This is a genomic window from Acidithiobacillus sp. HP-2, assembly GCF_015100155.1.
Lineage (GTDB): Bacteria > Pseudomonadota > Gammaproteobacteria > Acidithiobacillales > Acidithiobacillaceae > Acidithiobacillus.
The window spans coordinates 170,026-189,012 of record NZ_JACKZA010000001.1; the positions used below are offsets into that span (position 1 = coordinate 170,026).

Below are 18,987 nucleotides of genomic sequence, written 5' to 3' on the forward strand. Positions count from 1 at the left end.
GTCTTCCGTCATCCATAAAAAAATCTAGTCGTTAAAATCATCCGCATTGTTGCCCGGATCCGCCAGTACGCGTCGTATCTGTTCGGGCAAAAATCCCCGTCCCGCCAAAAAACGTGCACGCCGCGCATATTCCCGGGCATCTTCGGGGGCTGTGTTACCAAAACGTTTTCGGTAAGCGGCCTGCGCCTGTACCTGCCAGTTGACGCTTTGTGCTGCTGCCATGCCATCTTGCTCCTTAACGTCAACACCTGCCCGCTGTAAATCCTGACGCAGGCGTAAGGGCCCATGCCCCTGTCGCAGCCGGGTTCGGGTCAACATTTCCAGGTAACGCTGGTCATCCTGATAACCGGATGCCTTGAGGCTGTCGAGGACCATATGTACCTGCAAGTTATCAAAGCCCGCGTGCAGCAGTTTGTCCTGCAACTCCTTGCGACTGTACTCCCTGCGCGCCAGCAGGCGCAGGGCAATGGTCATGGGATCGACAGGAGAATGGCTGGACAATTATTCAACTACCGCAGGCTCCACCACATCATCCGTAAATGCCAGCGGATTACCGGCTGCAACAGCACGGACCTGTTGCTCGATTCTGGTGGCCAGTTCCTTGTGCTCCTTGAGATACTGACGGGCATTATCCTTACCCTGACCAATACGTTCACCCTGATAGGAATACCAGGCTCCACTTTTTTCAACAATATCAAACTTGACGCCCAGGTCCACCAGCTCCGAAAGGCGGGAAATCCCCTCGCCGTAATAAATGGCAAACTCGGCTTCGCGGAAAGGTGGTGCCACCTTGTTTTTGACGACTTTGACCCGGGTATCATTCCCCATGACCTCGTCACCTTTTTTAATGGCACCAATCCGGCGAATGTCGAGGCGCACAGAAGCATAGAATTTCAGGGCATTACCCCCGGTTGTGGTTTCCGGACTGCCATACATGACCCCGATTTTCATGCGAATCTGATTGATGAAAATCACCAGGGTATTGGTTCGGGAGATATTGGCAGTGAGCTTGCGCAGGGCCTGACTCATCAAACGAGCCTGCAGGCCGACGTGCGAGTCGCCCATATCGCCTTCAATTTCTGCCTTGGGGGTAAGGGCAGCTACCGAGTCCACCACAATCAGGTCCACGGCGCCGGAACGCACCAGCATGTCGGCAATTTCCAGGGCCTGTTCGCCGGTATCTGGCTGGGAAACCAGCAGATTTTCCAGATCAACCCCAAGCTTGTGGGCATAGCCGGGATCCAGGGCATGTTCGGCATCAATAAAAGCGGCAGTGCCTCCAGCTTGCTGACAACTGGCAATGGCGTGCAGAGTCAGCGTGGTTTTACCGGAAGATTCGGGTCCGTAAATTTCGACCACGCGTCCCCGGGGCAGACCGCCAACACCCAAAGCCAAATCCAGACCCAAAGAGCCGGTGGAATAAACGGCAATATCCTTGATGGCGTTGTGGTCACCCAGGCGCATCACCGCACCTTTACCAAACTGCTTGTCAATCTGGGACAAAGCGGCCGAGAGGGCCTTGCTGCGTTGATCATCCATCATGTTGTCCTTTTCTGAATTGAGAAGAGTATTCCACTCGGGCATAACCCGTTTTTGCAGCGGCCTGCTCCAGGCATCCGGGTATTGACCGACCCGATTATTCAATCTACGTTTCCGGGCATTCTACCTGAGCAACTGGAATGGGCAAAGACGCCCGGGATAAATCTTTCATCCACACAGCAAACTCAGCAAACCACCCAACGCCACCGATCCGGATGCATACTGTACGTTCCAGCGATCGCCACGAAAATGGCAGGTTCGGACCTGCTGTTGACCATTGCGCTGACCCCAGGCAATACACACGGTACCAACCGGCTTGCCCGACACTGCCCCGCCAGGTCCGGCGATACCCGTAATCGCCGCGCCCAAATCGGCTTCCCGCAAGAGACCATTGAGCATTTCCAGAGCTGTTTCTTCGGATACCGCCCCATAGCGCATCAGGGTTTTTGCCTGCACCCCAAGAAAGTGGCGCTTGGCGGTGTTGCTATAGGTCACTATACCGTGCTGCAAAAGCGCCGATGATCCGGATAAAGCGGTAATCCGGGCTGCGAGGCCGCCACCGGTGCAGGACTCAGCCAGGGCTAAACGCGGCCCACCCGCTTTGGGGCAATGTTGCAACAGCGCCCATTCTGGTGGCGCCATGGATAAATCGAAAGCGTCCGGCGTTTTTTCCTGAAGCCAGAATTCACCGGGTAAAATTTCTGTGCCCTGACTCTGATCGGTAAAGCGACTGAAACTTTGTGGACAAGGCGGCAAATAATGCTCCGCCCAATTGCGCAGACCCAGCCAGTCGCCAGCCGGGACCAAGGCATGCTGCGGAATGACTTTCCAGGCATCGGCGTTGACAAAAGCGCCGAGGCCCAGTGCCGTGCCCTCTATATCCGGCAGGACTGCTGTCAGCTCGATGCGCGCACGCACTCCACTCATTGCGGCCCAGGCTTCCAGGCGCTGAGCGTCGGGCAACACCGCTGGCCGCATGGGCAGAAAAATATGCAGTAATTCGCCGCTGTTCATAACCAGCCCATCGCTCGCAGCCCCTGTAAAATCAGCCAAGCCGGAATCGCTGCCGCCATGTCATCCAGCATAATGCCCGTTCCACCATGAATATGTCGATCCAACCAGGAAATAGGCCAGGGTTTGAGCATATCGAAAAAACGGAACAGCAAAAAACCGATGCCCAAGGCTGCCCAACTGAACGGTATCCAGTACAGGGTCATCAACAGCCCCACCCATTCATCCCAGACAATGGCGGGTGGGTCAAGGGCACGCTTGCCGGCTGCACCATGACGCAGGTCTTCGGCAGTCTGACCACAAAGCCAGGGCCCAACGGCGATCATGATGAATATGACAGCAGCATATATCCAGAGATTGTGCAGTGCCAAAACCAGCAGCAGGTAAAGCGGAACAGCAGCAATGGTACCCATGGTTCCCGGAAGGATGGGCGCAAGACCACTGCCGCCACCAAAGGCCAGCCAGTGATACCAGGGCCTAGAAAACATGCTGATGGCCCCTTATGTCCGGCAGCGCCAAAGGCTGCTCCTGCCAGTAAACATCTACAGGCTCAGTGGCTTGCAGGTCTGCTGGCAAAATCTGTCCCACTGCCGTTATTGGCAAAGCACATCTATGCGCGATATTCATCAATGATGGGGTCAGTGACGGCGGAGCACAAAAAATAAGTTCATAATCATCTCCTCCGGTCAGAGGCCAGCGTTGAAGGCGCGCCAAGTCATGATCAATGCATGCACCCAGGCTCTGACTGAGGGGTAAATGCTCCAGATCAACCCGTGCCCGCAGCCCGGAGGCCTTGAGAATATGACTGAGATCAGCCAGAAAACCATCAGAACAGTCCATAGCGCAGGCCACTCCAGCAGCCTGCGCCGCCCGGCCAAAGTCCAGACGCGGGAGCGGACGCAAGCGCCGGGCTTCCAGTACCAGAGCCTGAGCCGCCGAACAGACAAAATCATAGCCTGGCAGACCACGTGCCACAAAAGCCAGATCGAGGGCGGCGGCTGCATCCCCCAGCGTGCCGGTAACCCAGATCAGATCACCGGGACGGGCGGCATCGCGCCGCATGATACCCTGCTCCGCTACGCCCAATACGGTAACAGTCAAAGTCAGCGGGCCATCTGTTGCTACCGTATCGCCGCCTACCAGCGCCACGCCGGCGCTTTCAGCCAGCATACGCCAGCCCTCGGCAAATGCTTGCAACCAGTATGAATAGCCTTCAGCACGCACTGGTAAAGCCAGACTGAGCAGGCACCAACGCGGCTGCGCACCCATGGCGGCCAGATCGCTGAGATTCACCGCCAAGGCTTTCCAACCCAAATCAGCAGGATCCACATCGGCGAAAAAATGGCGTCCGGCAACCAGCGTATCCATGCTGGTCACCAGAGACTGTCCCGCCGGATCCAGCCAGGCTGCGTCATCCCCCATTCCCAGCAGCACATCCTTACCGCCGCCGCCCAGTCTGCTTTGCAACTGTTCGATGAGTGCAAACTCTCCAACCGCCATGAATGCTCCGATTTTAAACTGGTTCGCGCTTAAGCAGCGCTTTCGTGATGCCGGGACTGATCACCAAGCACCGGCCTGATTGTACAGTAATCCGAGATGAACCATAGTCTGATACAATGCCTTTTGCTCCATGCCCACTGCACCAATCATGACCATTATCAGGCCACCAACAATGCCCCAACCAGAGGCCCGACAAAAGCCAGTCGTGGGGCGTTTTGCCCCCTCCCCTAGCGGTCCCCTGCATGCCGGTTCGCTGATTGCAGCCATTGGCAGCTATCTCAGCGCGCGCAGTCAGCGTGGGCTTTGGCTGCTGCGTATGGAAGATGTGGACGGGGACCGGGTGCGGCCCGGAGCTGCGGACACGATTTTGCGTCAGCTGGAAGCACTCGGCCTTGATTGGGATGGCCCAATCTGCTGGCAGTCTCAACATCATGATTATTATCAACAAGCCTTGGACCATTTGATAAAGGAAGGTGATGCCTACCCCTGCGCCTGTACCCGTCAGGAAATCCGCCAGCACGGCGGCAATTATCCCGGCACCTGCCGCCATGGACTGGCAGCAGGTCGAACAGCACGCTCCTGGCGACTGCGCGTTCCCGAACAGTTTCCCGTCTGGAAAGATCGTTTTCACGGCCTTCAGAACACGCCTCCCGAACAGGGAGATCCCGTTCTGCTCCGCGCCGATAATTATTTTGCTTATCTACTGGCTTGCGTGGTCGATGACGGCGCACAGGGCGTGAGCGAGGTCATCCGTGGTGGCGACTTACGCACGTTTACTGGAGTCCAGCGCTATTTGCAAAGCCTCCTGCACCTGCCCCGTACAGCATATGGGCACCTGCCACTTCTCTGCAACGCCGATGGCAGCAAGCTTTCCAAAAGCAGTCAGAGCCCGGCCTGGACAGGAAACCCCGGACAAGGCTGGGAAACAACCCTGGGCCTGCTGGGCTGGGACACCCCCGCCGAACTCCACGGCGCACCCGCTGAACAGTGGCGTAACTGGGCGCTGGCGGAGGCACGGGGCAAGACACCATTCTGGCATCCACCGGCTACAAGCGTTACGCTGCCCCTATGAATATTGACCCGATAGTGGTTCTGGAGGCTTTTCTGCGACTTTGGCCTGCGCCGTCAGGACGGCTGTCGGCGCAACGATGAATTTACCGGAACTGGTCCCCGCCACCCTGATTCGTCGCTACAAACGTTTCCTGGCGGACTGCGAACTCGAAACCGGCGAGCAAATCACCATACATTGCCCCAACTCTGGAAGCATGCGCAGTTGTGCAGAACCCGGACAAACCATTCTCATTTCCCACAGCAACAACCTCAAACGCAAACTGGCCTGGACCTGGGAGCTTTACTGGAGTGGCAGCAGCTGGGTATGCATCAATACCCAACGCCCCAATCACATTGTGGCCGAAGCCATTGTCAACGGGCAGATTCCCGCCCTGCAGAATTATGACGAACTGCGGCGCGAAGTGCCCTATGGCAGCCATGAACGGGTAGATATCCTCTTGCAGAATCCCCAGCGTCCACCTTGCTATGTCGAAGTCAAATCCTGCACCCTGCTCGACCCTGATGGCGTCATCCGTTTTCCCGATGCGGTCAGCACCCGCGCCCTGCGCCACCTGCATGCACTCCGCGAGGTCGTAGCCAACGGTGGGCGCGCCGTCATGTTTTTTTTGATTGGCCGCGAAGATGGTCAGGGTTTTGCTCCGGCCGACCGGGTAGACCCGGCTTATGGACAGGCGCTCCGGGAAGCGCGCAGGGCGGGTGTGGAAATACTGGCCTACCGAACCCGGGTCAGTCCTGATAAAATAGTCATTGATGCGGCAGAGCAGCTACTTTTTTAGCCGCTTTGAGTCGCCCCAGGAGAATTTCATGTTACAACGTCGAAAAAACCCCCCTCAGGGCAACATCAAAACCCCTGAAGAAGTCGTAAAAATGCGTACTGCCGGGCATTTGACCGCCATGGTGCTCAACATGATTCGGCCTCATGTCAAAGCCGGGATCACTACCGGAGAATTGGACCGGATTTGTCACGATTATATTGTCAACGATTTACAGGGAATTCCTGCCCCGCTGAATTATCAGCCCAGTCCGGAATATCCACCCTTCCCCAAATCGGTCTGTATTTCCCTCAACCACGTCATCTGCCACGGTATTCCCGGCGACCGGGTTTTAAAAGATGGAGATATGCTGAACATTGATGTGACGGTCATCAAGGATGGCTACCACGGCGATAGCAGTAAAATGTTTACGGTTGGCGAAGTCCCCTTGCGTTCCAGAAGGGTGATGGAAGTTGCCCACGAGGCCATGGTGCGCGGCATTGAGCAAGTCCGACCGGGCGCCACCCTGGGCGATGTCGGCCATGCAATTCAGATCTATGCTGAAGCCCAGCACTGCTCGGTGGTGCGGGAATTCTGCGGGCATGGCATCGGCCGGGTATTTCACGATGAACCACAGGTGCTGCATTACGGCAACCCCGGCGAAGGCGTGGAGTTGGTGGCAGGGATGACGTTTACCATTGAACCCATGATCAATGCCGGCAAACGTCACATCAAGGCGTTACCCGACGGCTGGACCATTGTCACCAAGGATCACAGTGCCTCGGCGCAATGGGAGCATACCATTCTGGTCACCGACGACAGCTACGAGGTATTGACCCAACTCCCCGGCGATCCCATCTGAACATGCCCGAATTCATGGCAGGCGAGAATCTGCCGGGCGTACCGGAAACCCTGCGTCAGGAACGGTCTGTTTTACAGAGCCGTTTCTCCCTACGGCAGAGCAGTCGTTCGCTCTTGCGCCAACACTGTGCTTTGCTGGATAAATCCTTGCGCAAAATCTGGCGTCAGACTGCAGCAGAGCATGAACAGAGCGTAACCAGACTCAGCCTGATTGCAGTGGGAGGTTATGGGCGCGGTGCCCTGTTTCCCGGCTCGGACCTGGACCTGCTGATTCTCACACCACCCGCACTTTCGGAAGCTGAAGAGCAGTTCATTCATTTTTTTCTGACGGCGCTGTGGAATTTGCAAATGGAAGTGGGCTCCAGTGTTCGGTCGGTTCAGGAATGTCTGGAAAAGGCGCGAGAAGATCTCAGCATTGCTAGCACGTTTCTGGAGGCCCGTTATCTTTACGGTTCGCGGGAATTATTTGATCAGCTCAAAGAAACCCTCCACGCCAATCCGCCCTGGAAACCGGAAGTTTTTTTTGCTGCCAAACTCGCCGAACAGGAAAACCGCCATGCGCGCTGTAGCGATACGGCTTTTCATCTGGAACCCAACCTGAAAGAGGGCCCTGGCGGGCTTCGCGATATTCATCAACTGCAATGGCTGACTGGCAGCGTTTTCGGAGACAGCAGCCTGCTGTGCCTGTGCCAGAAAAACCTGGTCACCCCGAAAGAATATCGGCAACTTCTCCGGGCTCAGTCTTTTCTGACGCGCCTGCGCATCACCCTGCACTATGCCACCGGCCGCCATGAAGACCGCTTGCGCCTGGAGCAGCAACGCCAACTCGCCGAGGTACTGGGTTACCAGGAGCATCCCGGCCGCAGTCCGGTTGAACAGCTCATGCAAAAGCTTTATCGCGCCTTTGCCGACATTATGCGTATTGCTGCCATTGCTCAGGAAAATATTGCCCTGTACCTGGCTGATCAGGGCAGCCTGAGCAAAGATTCGGCTCAACCTGTCCGGAACCTAGTGCCCCTTCCCCAGGCAGATGATCCGCAATTATTGCAGAAAATATTACGCCTGTTTCGCGAGCTGGCCGAGAACCCACAGATCATTTCTCTGGATGCCTTGACCCAACGCGCGCTTTATAAGTTGCGCAGTAACATACAGGCCCGCAATCTTGAACAGGATCCCATCGCCAGAAATGAATTCCTGGCGCTGCTGGCGCAAGCAGATGGCGCTTATGACAGCCTGAAAATCATGCATCAATGTGGCATCCTCGGGCGGCTGATTCCAGCTTTTGAACGCATTACCGGCCGCATTCAGCATGACCTGTTTCACGTATACACCGTCGATCAGCACACCCTGTTTCTGCTGCGTAACATCGGACTGCTTCATAAGCAGGAAGAAACCCGGATGTCTGTACTCAAACAGGCCTGGGCACAAGTGGATAAACCGGAACTGCTGGTTCTGGCCGGGTTATTTCATGATATTGGCAAGGGCCGGGGCGGCGATCATTCCCAAATTGGTGCTCAGGAGGCACGACGTTTTGCCCGACGCCTGCAGCTGTCAGCCAGGGACACGGAACTGATCATCTGGCTGGTGGAGCAGCACCTGCAGATGAGTACGGTCTCCCAACGCCGTGACCTGGAAGATCCTCAGGTCATCCGGGATTTTGCCAGAATGGTCGGTGATGAACGGCATCTGGCCTACTTGCTGTTACTGACCGTAGCAGACATGCGTGCCACCAATCCGGACCTCTGGAACGACTGGAAAGGCTTGTTGCTCAGCACCCTGTATCGCGCTACGGCTACCGAACTGCAGCAGGAAGATCGCAGCCGTCAGGACCTGCCTCACATTGTCCGGGATCGTCAGGAAAACGCGTTGCAATGCCTGACGCAGGAAGAGCAAATCCGCGCCAGAGTATTCTGGCAGCATTTATCGGGGGCCTATTTTTCGCGTTACAGCGAAAATGAACTGTTATGGCACATTCAGCAGATTCTCGCCCATAAAAGTCGTAAAACCCTGGTAGCGGTGCGCGCCCACCAGCCTGAGGGCAGCGAAATCCTGATTTATGGTCCTGACCGTCCCGGTCTGTTTCAGCAAATTACTGGCGCCCTGGATCGCCAGTCCCTCAACATCATCGACGCGCGCATTGATACCAGTGAAGATGGTCGAGCCATTGACACCTTTCTGGTCATTGACAACAGTCACGCCTTTGCACGAACCGAGCAGGCCGACCAGGATCTTGCGGTGCGGCTGCGCGCCATTATCGAAGGAGAAACCGAAAGCAAGCCACATTTTGGTCTGCGCCACCGCGACCCACGCCATCGTTTTTTTGCCCAGCGTCCTGCTGAAATCCGTGTGGATAACCACGCCCTCTCCCGCTATACCCTGCTGGAAGTGCGTGCGGCCGATCATCTTGGGCTGCTTTATCGGGTAGGTGAGGTATTACGCGCCTTACAGCTGAATATTCATGGAGCCAAGGTGTCTACATTTGGTGAGCGGGTTGAAGATACCTTTTTTATTCTCAATGAAAGGGGTCGACAATTAACTGAAACCCAAAGCAAAAAACTTACTGGCACGCTGGACGAAATGCTGAATGGACAAACGCACTGAATGACTTTTTCTCATAATAAAGGCAGAGTTACATGTGGGATTTTCTGATTCCCAAAGCAGACCGCCGTCGCGATCGTACTTTGGCGCTGGCAGCTATTATCCGTAGCGCCCTGTTGGTACAGAACATTGCCCGCAATGGTGAACAACCGGGGCCACTATTGGCTACCTGTATTCACAGCATTCTGTCCCTGGATAGTGCCAGCACTCGTCAGGCACTGGGAGACATCCAGAGTTTACGACAGGCACTGGCCCTGCTCTGCCCGCTCCTGCAACGCGGCCCCGCCAATGCCCAGGAAGCCGAACTGCTGCGCTATGCCATGGCGATGAGCAGCCTGAGTAAACGCCTGTTAAAAAATGCGGCCGCTTCACAGCGCGTGCATGAAGGTATTCAGCAGGCCAAGCGGCAAATTCAGCATTTTGGTGATCCGCTGCAGAGCAGCGTCATTGCCGGTCTGGCCCAAACCTACACGGAAGCTATTGGCACCTTGCGCCCGCGCATTATCGTCAGCGGTGACAGCCGCTATTTAAGTGACGCTGACGATGCCGCCCGTATCCGCACGCTCCTGCTCAGCGGTATTCGCGCTGCCGTACTCTGGCGGCAGGCGGGTGGTCACATTCCTGGAAGCCTGCTCGAACGTCGGGGTATTTGTCAGGAAGCCGAAGAATTGCTTTCTACGAACAATTCATGCTGAAACCCTGCAACTCGCAGCAGCGGTCAGGTTCTGAGCATCCGAATTAATTTTGGAAACTATCGAGACCCGAAGCATCAGTACTCTGTCTCTGTGCCGGCACCGCATTGCTGACGACAGATGCCGTAGACGCGGTGCTCAGTGGCGCGATGGTAAAGGATTTGATGCGGGTGGTAGGTAGCGGAGATTGGGTCTGGGGTTGAACTGAGACTGAGCGCGCGGGAGCCGTCGCCGACTGCGTACTTGCTGTACTTGCTGTACTGGATTTAAGTGGCTTGGTGGCAACGAGATGCGCCTGACCTGATTGAACAGACTGCGCATGAGCAACCGGCTGAGGTTGTTGATAACCCATGGTGTATAACTTTCCAAGCATCGCATTCACCAGGGCCTGGGCACCGTCCCAGGTCAAATGGACCTGATCAGGATCAAAGTAATTATATTGATCATGGCTGATACGATCCCAGTGCAACAAATAAACATTGGGATATTGTGCCTTGGCATGGAGATACTGTGCTTTGACTTCGTTTTCCCAGACTCTGGGAACATTGGGAATAATCAGCATGACTTTGCGATTTCCGGCTTCGCGCATTACCCGATCCAGATCCTGGGTAAAGACATCGCCATTACTGCCCAGCTCCAGAACGATATAGCGAATATCTGCATTTTGAGGTTGAGCCAACTCTGCCTGCAGGACGGCTGGAGCACGCGAAAACTGTCGACCCACTTTACCGTCCAGTATGGCATTGGGAACCTGATGAATCACAAAACCTGACCATCCCAGAAGAATGGAATCCGTAACAACCAATACCTGTTTTTCTGGATAGGCAGGATTCTGGCGGATTTCCTGTCCGTTATAGAGATACCCCGGTTGTGGATTGGGTTGCCAGGTCATGGAGCCAGCCGCCGGGGCAGACGTTGCGCCTCTGGCACTGAGGGCATTTCCCGCCGGTTCCGCCAGGGCCGCATTACCTGATTGACGGATTGCCAGTAACTGCTTCTGCAGCTGGGCAATTTTGAGCGCCTGGTAATGCTTGTATAACAGCAGGTGGAGATTTTTTTCGCGTTCATGAATAAATTGCTGATTAACAACCACCGTATCATACCAACCGGCAATGCCCAAGCCCAGAATCAGAGCCACAGTAAAAGCTGTTTGCAGGGAAAAATGATGCCGCGCTTTCTTGCCAAAAGCATTCTGTATACTGACTTCAACCAAGGCATAGGTAAGCACCGACAACAACAGGATAATCAACACAGAAAGTATCACTAAAACGTAATCAGTCGCGCCATGATAAAAATAATAGAGAAAAGAAATAACTGGAACATTCCATAAATACAAGGAGTATGACATCTCTCCCAAAGCCCCGCCCAATTGCCATTTCATCTGTGCAAAGACTGTGGATCGTTCCGCAGCATAAATATAAATTGCAGCAAGCAATAATACTGGTAAAGAATATATGACATAATTTCGATAAGGAGCCAGCAGTAACAGACCAACAATACCCAGCACAGCCATGACCACCAGCAGATCAAAAACAAGGGGAACTTTTTTGGGCTCACGACCACTCAGAACCATGAAACCCAGAATCCCGGCAATATAGGAAAAACCATGCCAAGGTAAAACATAAGCAGCATTAAGCTGATGATGTACACCCAACCAGTATGCTCCTCCGACCGTAACCATCAGCAATAGCAACATCAGCACAAAATAAAAATACTGGTTACGAATTATTTTACGCAGCAAAAAATGCAAAACATACAACTGCACCAACAATGAAATAAACCACATTCCAATAAAGGGGTGCGGCATCGCAAAGGTCTGAAAATAAGATATATGATGAAATATCAGATAAAAGTTATAGACAAAAAGCGATGAATAAACAGCCGGTTCCCAACTGGTCAGATGAAAGTAATAACCAAACAGAGCGACCATCCAGGTTACCACCAGCATGGGAATGACAATACGAGAAAGGCGCCTTCTGAAGAAAGTGCGCATACTGTTCAGAAAGCCAGAATCCGTCGCATGATGCATGGATCTCTCTATTAAATATCCAGAAACAAAGAGAAATACATCAACACCCAGATAACCACCAGAAAACCATGCGCTGCCAAAAGTAATGGTTTCATGCACATGAAACCCAATGACGCCGACCATGGCGAGAAACTTCAGATAATCCAGATAGAGCATACCGTCATCCCGCAAAATTTTATGAATTAGTTTTTGTCTTCAGTTTTTTTAATATCACGAGCAATGGCATGTACCATGACCTGAATTCCCTGCCAATTGGGATGAACCAGATCCGTCCAGAAGTATTGCGGATGATTTTTGCTGAGCAGATCCCAGCGCACCAGATGCACATTCGGGTGTGTGGCGGCGGTTTGCAGATAAAGCTGTTGTACTTCATGTTCCCAGGACCGGGGCATTTCCGGCATCACCAGAAATACCTGGCGGTGGCCAAGCATTTTGAGTAGTTGCTGCATGTCCTCAGGATACACTTCACCATTCGTACCCAATTCGATGACGACATCACCTACCCCTTGGGTCATCCCGGTTTGTTGCATGGTCTTCCAGATGGGCAGGGCGCTGGAAAACTGTCTGCCCACCCGCCCACTGATGAGCGCATTGGGAAACACATGCGCAAAATATCCTGACCAGCCGGTCAAAATACTGTCACCAATGATGATCAGACCAACCGGATAAGTTTTAGGAAAACGCAGTACCGAACGAGCATCCAATACATAGCCCGGATCGGGGGATTCGGAAAAGTCCTTATGCGCATCAATAATTGCCATCTGATCCAGATAACGTTCAGATTTCTGCGGGGCGGGTGCCTTACGCGCCACAACGGGGGCAGGCAGAGTCTCGTGGATGGACTTCACCGCATAGGAAGTGTTTTCATCCATGCAGGCCGCGAGGCCCAGACAGACCCCGATCATCAAACTGAAGCGTACCAGACGGATAGGCTTTACTCCCGTAAAACAACTGGAAAGGTTTCGAAACACCTGATGCGACATGACTATCCTTGATGTCTTTATTTTTTTGCTGGACGACTCTAACAATAAAACGAATTACATGCCACGCTCAATTTCATAAACCCAGGCCAAAACTTCGGCTACAGCCTGATACAGCTGAGGTGGTATTTGTTGATCCAGGTCCAGCTGCATGAGCAGATTAACCAGCTCCTTGGATTCATGAACAAATATACCAGCCTCTCGCGCTCTGGCAATAATTTGCTCAGCTACCAGGCCCTGCCCCTTGGCAATCAGAGTGGGTGCTGCATCTTCTGCCTGATAACGCAGAGCCACTGCACTTTTAGGTTTATCCATGTACGGAATCATCTACCGGACGAATCTGCTGCGTAGAAACCTGCAAGCCCAAATCCTGAAGGGATTGGGTCAGCTCGCCTCCGTGAGCTCGCAGCAAAGCCGCCTGATCTGCAGTGAGAACCAGATGCAAGGTAGATTTCACTAATTGCAGACGGGCTTCCACGTGCCCCAGCTTGGGCAGATCCAGAATCAGGGTACTATCCCAGCGCCGGGAGGGAACCTCTTCACCCGCTTGAGAAGGCTCTTCACCATCTCCATCACGACGCCTCACCAACCAGCTCACGTTCTGGCCCGGCCAAAGAGGCCCCGTCCAGACAAACTGCTGCTGATTCAACACCTGGATTTGTTGAGCCAAAATCTGCAGGGAGGCGGTATGAGCGTTAGTAGACAAGGCTAAGGCTCCCGATTTATTCAAATCGGCAATTTGGGTGTATGTTGCCACGTTCTGCTGGGCGATTTTGCTGGCATCACTGGCCAGGAGCGATGGCGACTCCGGTGCAACTGTCTGATTGAAAGACAAGGCAGCCTTACTGGTGGCGCTGGATCCTGTGTCAGTCATGGGTCTGCCCGCATTTTGTGGTTCAGCCAACAAGTTTTGTGTGGTCCATTGACCCTGGTTCCAGGCGGCCAGATGGCTTTCGTAAAAAACACCACTCTGCTGCAAGCTGCTCTGTAAAAAATTCGCAATATTGGCCGGAGACGCATCATTCGGCGCTAACATAGCCGCAGTATGAACAATTTGCGCAGCCGGTTTCCCAGTCTGGACCAGATCGCTTAAGGATTGCGCAGTATCCGATAAAGCCACCTGATCACTACGCACAGATGCCAAATGACTCATCAGCAAAAACTTGGGATTATTGCTGCCACCCAGGTAGGTCAACTGCACTTCCTGTCCTGCTGACCAGTGGCCTGGCAATTCAAAGGCCAGTGTTTTTCCTGCTACCGCAAGCATGGTTTGCTGATTGCCCGATTGTAACAGTTTTGCACTCAGCGTATTTCCTGGCAGCAAGCTTTGAGACAACGATGTTGCCGTGGCATTAATTAGAGCTGTTTCCACAACTCTGATAGTGTATGCCGTTTCCATAGTCGTGGAATTCATGAGCGCTTTTCTTCATTCAGACGCCGAATTAACCATTCAACATCGTCTTCACGCATCTGACAGGCACTGGCAATGAATCTGGCATCTCGACCCGCTTCTGCCAACAGTTGCAGTCGCAGTAGCATTAACACCATCAGCAGAAGTATCCAGCACATGCACAAGACTCCTCAACCTTCAGCCTTTCCACCAGCTTTTTATTTTACCGCCCCAAGAAGAAGGTTGCTGTTTTCCTGAACTGCGCAGTCCAATACCCAGCATCCTCAATATTTCCCGATCACGGGTTTGCACATATTGGGCCACTTTTTCCTGGTCAGCGGCCGGTGGATTTTGAAACTCCACACCCAGAATGACGCCGGTAGCTCCCGCAACATGATTGTCCACAAAACGAATGACTGCAGGCATGTGCAAAGGATCACTATCGCGAATTTTAAATACCAACTGAGATAAGATTTCGCTGGGCTGAAAAGGCAGATCCTTGGGGCAGCGACTCATAACCCGGATTCCACCAGCACTGATATCCTGCATACGTCCAGAAACCATCAAGGCACCCTGACGATAAATTTCCACCTCATCGGGATCCTGTATAGTGGGAGGCACCCGAAAAAGCTGACGACGCTGTAACTGATAAATCGCATCGGGATAATTCAGAACAATGCCAGATTCTTCTTGACGCAATATTTGGCTCTGAAAACCACTGATTACCCCATCTACCCGGGAAAGTACCGTGACTTGCAAGCCAGCATCAATCTGCTTAGGAAAATTCAAGGGCAAATCAATGTTTAATTCACTTTCCGACTTTATGTCCAGCAACAGCGTGTTATAACTCTGGATCTGGTCATCCAGCCATAAGGTACAGAAAATATGCTCCCGCAATAAATTTTCCAGGATACCTGATGCTTTCACCGAGGCTGTAACACGAAAACGTTCGGAAAACAGATGGCGACGCATTTCATGTATTTGTTCCGTCATAAACACCTGCTCTGACCCAGAATATGCATCATCTTATCAACACCCATGATAGCTGTCGTCAATGCTGGACTATGAATGAATTTATTGCCAGAGACCAGCCATATCCTGGAGGTCTATCGTTCGTACCGAACGAAGAACTGGCGGGATCAAGCAAGATTGCCAGGTAAAAAAGGCATTTTCTGGCGGTGGAGGCGAAAGAAGGTATCCCTGAATATAGCGACCACCAAGTTGTAGCCACAAATGAAGCTCATCAGGAGTAGCAATACCCTCTGCAACCAAATCACAGTCCGTCAGTTGGCTGAGCAGGTGACTGACTCCCGCCAATGCTAAAAATCGTCAGGCCAACCAGACTCGAAAAAACCAGCAAAATTGACATGACAAAAATACGCTGTCGTTTTTGAATGCGCCGCGACATCAGAATGAGCTTTTTCAATGGTTCCGGCATGACGAAATCTTCATCAGCCAAGTCCTGAGAAGGAGTAATCATCAGCACACCCCTTCTATGGATCGCGGCAAGCGGCTGGCAATATGAGTCAGGACTAATACTTCATCGACCCCACCGAATTTTATTGCTTACTTGGGCATCCCAAATATCAAGCAACTGGATTCATCTTGGGCAATCGTGCGGGCTCCCGCCTGATGCATCTCCAGCAATCCCTGGGCACCGTCAGCCCCCATTCCGGTCATGATCATGCCCCAGGCATTTCGTCCAGCTACCTGAGCCACCGAACGAAACAGCACGTCCACTGAAGGCGGATGATGTTTGACTAAAGGTCCGTCAAAAACCATAACGGCAAAACGTCCTCCACTGCGGACCAGGCGCATGTGCTTAATATCGCACCTGAGAACTCAAGACTTTAACAGCTTGCCCGAGGGCATTAACGAGTGTTTCCGATGCCATTTATCTATCCATCCTGGATGGTTGTATCAAATTTAAAACGATCACCGATCAATACGGCACGGTGCCGATAAAACTTTAGGGGGAGCTAATACGGCTTGTGCTGCTTTCTGGATTGCCCCATGCTCATTCAAAAAAAGGTTGGAAGATTCCAGGGAAATGACTAATTGTTGTACCATCCATGTGCGAAGGATTGCGGTAACCAAATGAGCCAAAACTCCCAAAACTCGCTTCCCCCTGAAGACGATCAAGAACTGGTGGCGCGGCAGGCCATACTCGGTCGCCAGGATGAGATCATCGGCTATGAGCTTTTTGCGCGTAACGAAAGCAGCGGACCGCTGGAAGACCCCTTTCTTTGCTCGGCACGGGTTTTGATAAAAACATTCAGTGTCTACAATCTTGAAAGCCTGCTGGGCGGGAAACCTGCCTTCATCAATTTTACCAATAGTAACTTTGATGAGAAAAGCCTGGAGTTGTTTCCTGCTCGTCAGGTGATTCCTGAGTTCACCATTACCGAAGCACCCAGTCGGGAATTCCTCGGGCATCTCCTTCATCTGCAGAAATTGGGTTTTCGTCTGGCCCTGGACCGCTTCGAAGCCTCACCCTGGCACCTGGCATTACTCAAAATTGTTGACTTCATCAAGATCGACTGTTTTAGCAACGCACCAGAACAATGGGAAGTCCGGGTCAGGCAAATTAAAAACTGCAAGCTTCCCCGACAACCGGCAATAGTTGCCACGCGCGTTGAAACCGCCCTTTTGGCGCGTCGCTGCTTCGAGGCGGGCGTCGATTACACTCAAGGCTTCTACTATATGGAGCCCGAAGTCGTCAAAGGGAAAGCCCTGACCTCCAATCAACATACCATTTTCGACCTGCTCAATTTGCTACTCGAAGAAAACCCTGTCTGTGATATTGAAGAAGCCTTCCACCGTGATCCGGGTCTTTCCTATCAGCTTTTACGCTATTTGAATTCTGCTGGAATGACTCGTGGTCAGGAAATAGAGAGTATCCGCCAAGCTCTTATTTTACTTGGTCGACAACCCTTGCAACGCTGGCTGACTTTGCTGTTGTTTGCCAGCAAGGGTACTCAAAAATCATCTGTTCTCGTTATGGCTACAACCCGCGCCAAATTTGCAGAAATTCTCAGAGAAAAATCTCCAGTCCTGGATGATCAGCCAGCTGCCCTTCATCGTAGCTTTCTCGCTGGCATGTTGTCTCTTCTGGATGTTTATTTAAAGCAGCCATTAGCCGATCTTTTGAGTGAACTGAAAATTTCAGATGAAATGCGCAAGGCTCTCATTAACCATGAAGGCGAGGACGGCGCAATACTGACGCTTATTGAAGCGGCAGAACATGGAGATCTGGCCATAGTTAAAAAAATTGGTCAAACCCTGGCGTTAACGCTTGCCGAAATCACGGCTGCATCACTGGAATCGATGAACTGGTCTTCCAGTTTAAAATAATTACATTATATAGAATTGATCAATAGAAGGATGCTTACAATCATGCTCATTGAAGCTTTTTTACCTCAGCTAGATAAAGGCAATTGTCCTTCTCCATCGCAAAGTACATTAGCGCTCATGCAGTTGTTGCAAAAGGAAGATGCAAGCCTGGACGAAGCTGCGCGCCTCATTCGTCTTGATCCGATTTTGGTAGCGAAAACTATCAAGCTCGCCAATTCTCCCATATATCGCCCTACGCGTCCGATTGTATCTTTGGATGAAGCCTTGATGCGAATAGGTCTGCAAGTAGTAGTTCGCATGGCACTGGGCCTTGCCTTAATCAATGGAAAGCTTTCTTTCGCTCCTGATTTTGATTTGTATCGTTTCTGGTCAGCCAGCTTATTACGGGCAATTGCTATGCAGGCCCTGGCGAAAGAAATGGGAAGCTGGCCCGCCGGAGAGATTTTTATTTTTGGTTTATTAAGTGAAATCGGCAGCCTGATGATGGTTTGTACAGCTCCAGAAAAAAGCACTATATTCAGTAATGAAGACTTAAGTTTTGCCGAACAGAAAATTCTGGAAAAAAATGAATTCGGATTTAGTCGTCACGATTTAACCGCCGCCCTGATGCGGCAGTGGCGACTCCCGGAAACCATGGTTATGGCCATTGAAAGCTGCAATTCTGGTACTGATTTCGACCTTGAGCACGCATCCAATAGTGCGCCAGATCGGCTACATACGCTTATTCGTATTCTCGGTGCCGGACGTAGTATCACTGAATGGGCCATGTCCCCAGCGTCTGATCGTAGCCTGGAAATCCTGCAGGAAAACATCAAAAGCTGGTGGATGAATACGCCGCACTTTGTAGCTATGATTCACCATGTACTCTCTGAGTGGGCAGATATCGCCGAAATTTTTGAATTACCGCAATATCCCCCAGGACTTGATAATCTGGAATCAATTCGTAATACATTAATGCGATCACAAGATGATCAAGAAGATATTCGCAACAAGCCACTGCTTCTGGTGGATGACCAAACCGGAGATCGGGCGTTGTTACAACGCACCCTGGAGCCTGCCGGTTATCAAACTCTGCAGGCATTTTCTGCAGACGAAGCATTCACCATTATATATAAAAATGCTCTACGGATTATTCTTGCTGACCAGGCCTTACTTGTAGCGAAACGAAATGATCGAAGAAAATAGGCGGCCCGGAAGTGTTGCTGGAAGT

General features: G+C 52.3%; 20 protein-coding genes. 7 read left to right on the plus strand and 13 right to left on the minus strand.

Annotated elements, in window-relative coordinates:
* Positions 1-24: 24 nt before the first annotated feature.
* From H7F11_RS00810 to thiL, 5 genes are all read right to left on the minus strand, one after another.
* The gene (locus tag H7F11_RS00810) at positions 25-474 is read right to left on the minus strand and encodes a regulatory protein RecX (RefSeq protein WP_193650712.1); all 450 of its coding nucleotides are present in this window, start codon (positions 472-474) and stop codon (positions 25-27) included.
* 27 nt (positions 475-501) lie between these two features.
* Positions 502-1,539, minus strand: a complete 1,038-nt coding sequence (recA, locus tag H7F11_RS00815) for a recombinase RecA (protein ID WP_193650711.1) — start codon at positions 1,537-1,539, stop codon at positions 502-504.
* A 168-nt stretch (positions 1,540-1,707) separates the two neighbouring features.
* The gene (locus tag H7F11_RS00820) at positions 1,708-2,553 is read right to left on the minus strand and encodes a CinA family protein (RefSeq protein WP_193650691.1); all 846 of its coding nucleotides are present in this window, start codon (positions 2,551-2,553) and stop codon (positions 1,708-1,710) included.
* Positions 2,550-3,038 carry a phosphatidylglycerophosphatase A gene (locus tag H7F11_RS00825; RefSeq protein WP_193650690.1) on the minus strand — a complete coding sequence of 163 codons (489 nt, stop codon included), beginning with the start codon at positions 3,036-3,038 and terminating at the stop codon, positions 2,550-2,552. The genes H7F11_RS00820 and H7F11_RS00825 overlap by 4 nt, the downstream gene beginning before the upstream one ends.
* Entirely contained in the window at positions 3,028-4,050 is a 1,023-nt protein-coding gene (gene thiL, locus H7F11_RS00830) for a thiamine-phosphate kinase (RefSeq protein ID WP_193650689.1), read from the minus strand. Before thiL ends, H7F11_RS00825 begins: the two co-directional genes overlap by 11 nt.
* A gap of 172 nt (positions 4,051-4,222) precedes the next feature.
* Here thiL and gluQRS point away from each other — a divergent pair, with 172 nt between their 5' ends.
* From gluQRS to hflD, 5 genes are all read left to right on the plus strand, one after another.
* Positions 4,223-5,122: a tRNA glutamyl-Q(34) synthetase GluQRS gene (gluQRS, locus tag H7F11_RS00835; RefSeq protein WP_193650688.1), complete on the plus strand. Its 900-nt coding sequence runs from the start codon at positions 4,223-4,225 to the stop codon at positions 5,120-5,122.
* A gap of 76 nt (positions 5,123-5,198) precedes the next feature.
* Positions 5,199-5,897: a DNA/RNA nuclease SfsA gene (gene sfsA, locus H7F11_RS00840; protein WP_193650687.1), complete on the plus strand. Its 699-nt coding sequence runs from the start codon at positions 5,199-5,201 to the stop codon at positions 5,895-5,897.
* Between the two features lie 28 nt (positions 5,898-5,925).
* Positions 5,926-6,735 (plus strand): type I methionyl aminopeptidase, encoded by an 810-nt coding sequence (map, locus tag H7F11_RS00845; RefSeq protein ID WP_010639892.1) that lies wholly within the window; start codon positions 5,926-5,928, stop codon positions 6,733-6,735.
* A gap of 2 nt (positions 6,736-6,737) precedes the next feature.
* Positions 6,738-9,335, plus strand: a complete 2,598-nt coding sequence (glnD, locus tag H7F11_RS00850; protein WP_193650686.1) for a [protein-PII] uridylyltransferase — start codon at positions 6,738-6,740, stop codon at positions 9,333-9,335.
* A gap of 32 nt (positions 9,336-9,367) precedes the next feature.
* Positions 9,368-10,027: a high frequency lysogenization protein HflD gene (hflD, locus tag H7F11_RS00855; protein WP_193650685.1), complete on the plus strand. Its 660-nt coding sequence runs from the start codon at positions 9,368-9,370 to the stop codon at positions 10,025-10,027.
* Positions 10,028-10,070: 43 nt separating this feature from the next.
* Here the strand turns inward: hflD and H7F11_RS00860 are convergent, their stop codons facing one another.
* The 8 genes from H7F11_RS00860 to H7F11_RS00900 all read right to left on the minus strand — a co-directional run bounded on the left by H7F11_RS00860 (position 10,071) and on the right by H7F11_RS00900 (position 16,241).
* Complete coding sequence (locus tag H7F11_RS00860; protein WP_193650684.1) at positions 10,071-12,209, minus strand: acyltransferase family protein; 2,139 nt, start codon at positions 12,207-12,209, stop codon at positions 10,071-10,073.
* A gap of 26 nt (positions 12,210-12,235) precedes the next feature.
* On the minus strand, positions 12,236-13,036 hold the full coding sequence (locus H7F11_RS00865; protein WP_193650683.1) for an acyltransferase: 801 nt from the start codon (positions 13,034-13,036) through the stop codon (positions 12,236-12,238).
* Positions 13,037-13,090: 54 nt separating this feature from the next.
* Complete coding sequence (locus tag H7F11_RS00870) at positions 13,091-13,348, minus strand: EscU/YscU/HrcU family type III secretion system export apparatus switch protein (protein WP_193650682.1); 258 nt, start codon at positions 13,346-13,348, stop codon at positions 13,091-13,093.
* Positions 13,341-14,447 (minus strand): flagellar hook-length control protein FliK, encoded by a 1,107-nt coding sequence (locus tag H7F11_RS00875; protein ID WP_193650681.1) that lies wholly within the window; start codon positions 14,445-14,447, stop codon positions 13,341-13,343. Before H7F11_RS00875 ends, H7F11_RS00870 begins: the two co-directional genes overlap by 8 nt.
* Positions 14,444-14,602, minus strand: coding sequence for a hypothetical protein (locus H7F11_RS00880; protein WP_193650680.1), 159 nt, complete (start codon positions 14,600-14,602; stop codon positions 14,444-14,446). The genes H7F11_RS00875 and H7F11_RS00880 overlap by 4 nt, the downstream gene beginning before the upstream one ends.
* A gap of 19 nt (positions 14,603-14,621) precedes the next feature.
* On the minus strand, positions 14,622-15,416 hold the full coding sequence (locus H7F11_RS00885; RefSeq protein ID WP_193650679.1) for a flagellar brake protein: 795 nt from the start codon (positions 15,414-15,416) through the stop codon (positions 14,622-14,624).
* Between the two features lie 280 nt (positions 15,417-15,696).
* Positions 15,697-15,909: a hypothetical protein gene (locus H7F11_RS00895; protein ID WP_193650677.1), complete on the minus strand. Its 213-nt coding sequence runs from the start codon at positions 15,907-15,909 to the stop codon at positions 15,697-15,699.
* Positions 15,910-15,989: 80 nt separating this feature from the next.
* A complete protein-coding gene (locus tag H7F11_RS00900) occupies positions 15,990-16,241 on the minus strand; it encodes a chemotaxis protein CheB (RefSeq protein ID WP_193650676.1) in 252 nt (83 codons plus the stop codon).
* Positions 16,242-16,520: 279 nt separating this feature from the next.
* On the opposite strand from H7F11_RS00900, the gene H7F11_RS00905 reads away from it, so the two are divergent.
* A complete protein-coding gene (locus H7F11_RS00905; RefSeq protein WP_193650675.1) occupies positions 16,521-17,777 on the plus strand; it encodes an EAL and HDOD domain-containing protein in 1,257 nt (418 codons plus the stop codon).
* A 42-nt stretch (positions 17,778-17,819) separates the two neighbouring features.
* Positions 17,820-18,962, plus strand: coding sequence for an HDOD domain-containing protein (locus tag H7F11_RS00910; RefSeq protein WP_193650674.1), 1,143 nt, complete (start codon positions 17,820-17,822; stop codon positions 18,960-18,962).
* The last annotated feature ends 25 nt before the right edge of the window (positions 18,963-18,987 follow it).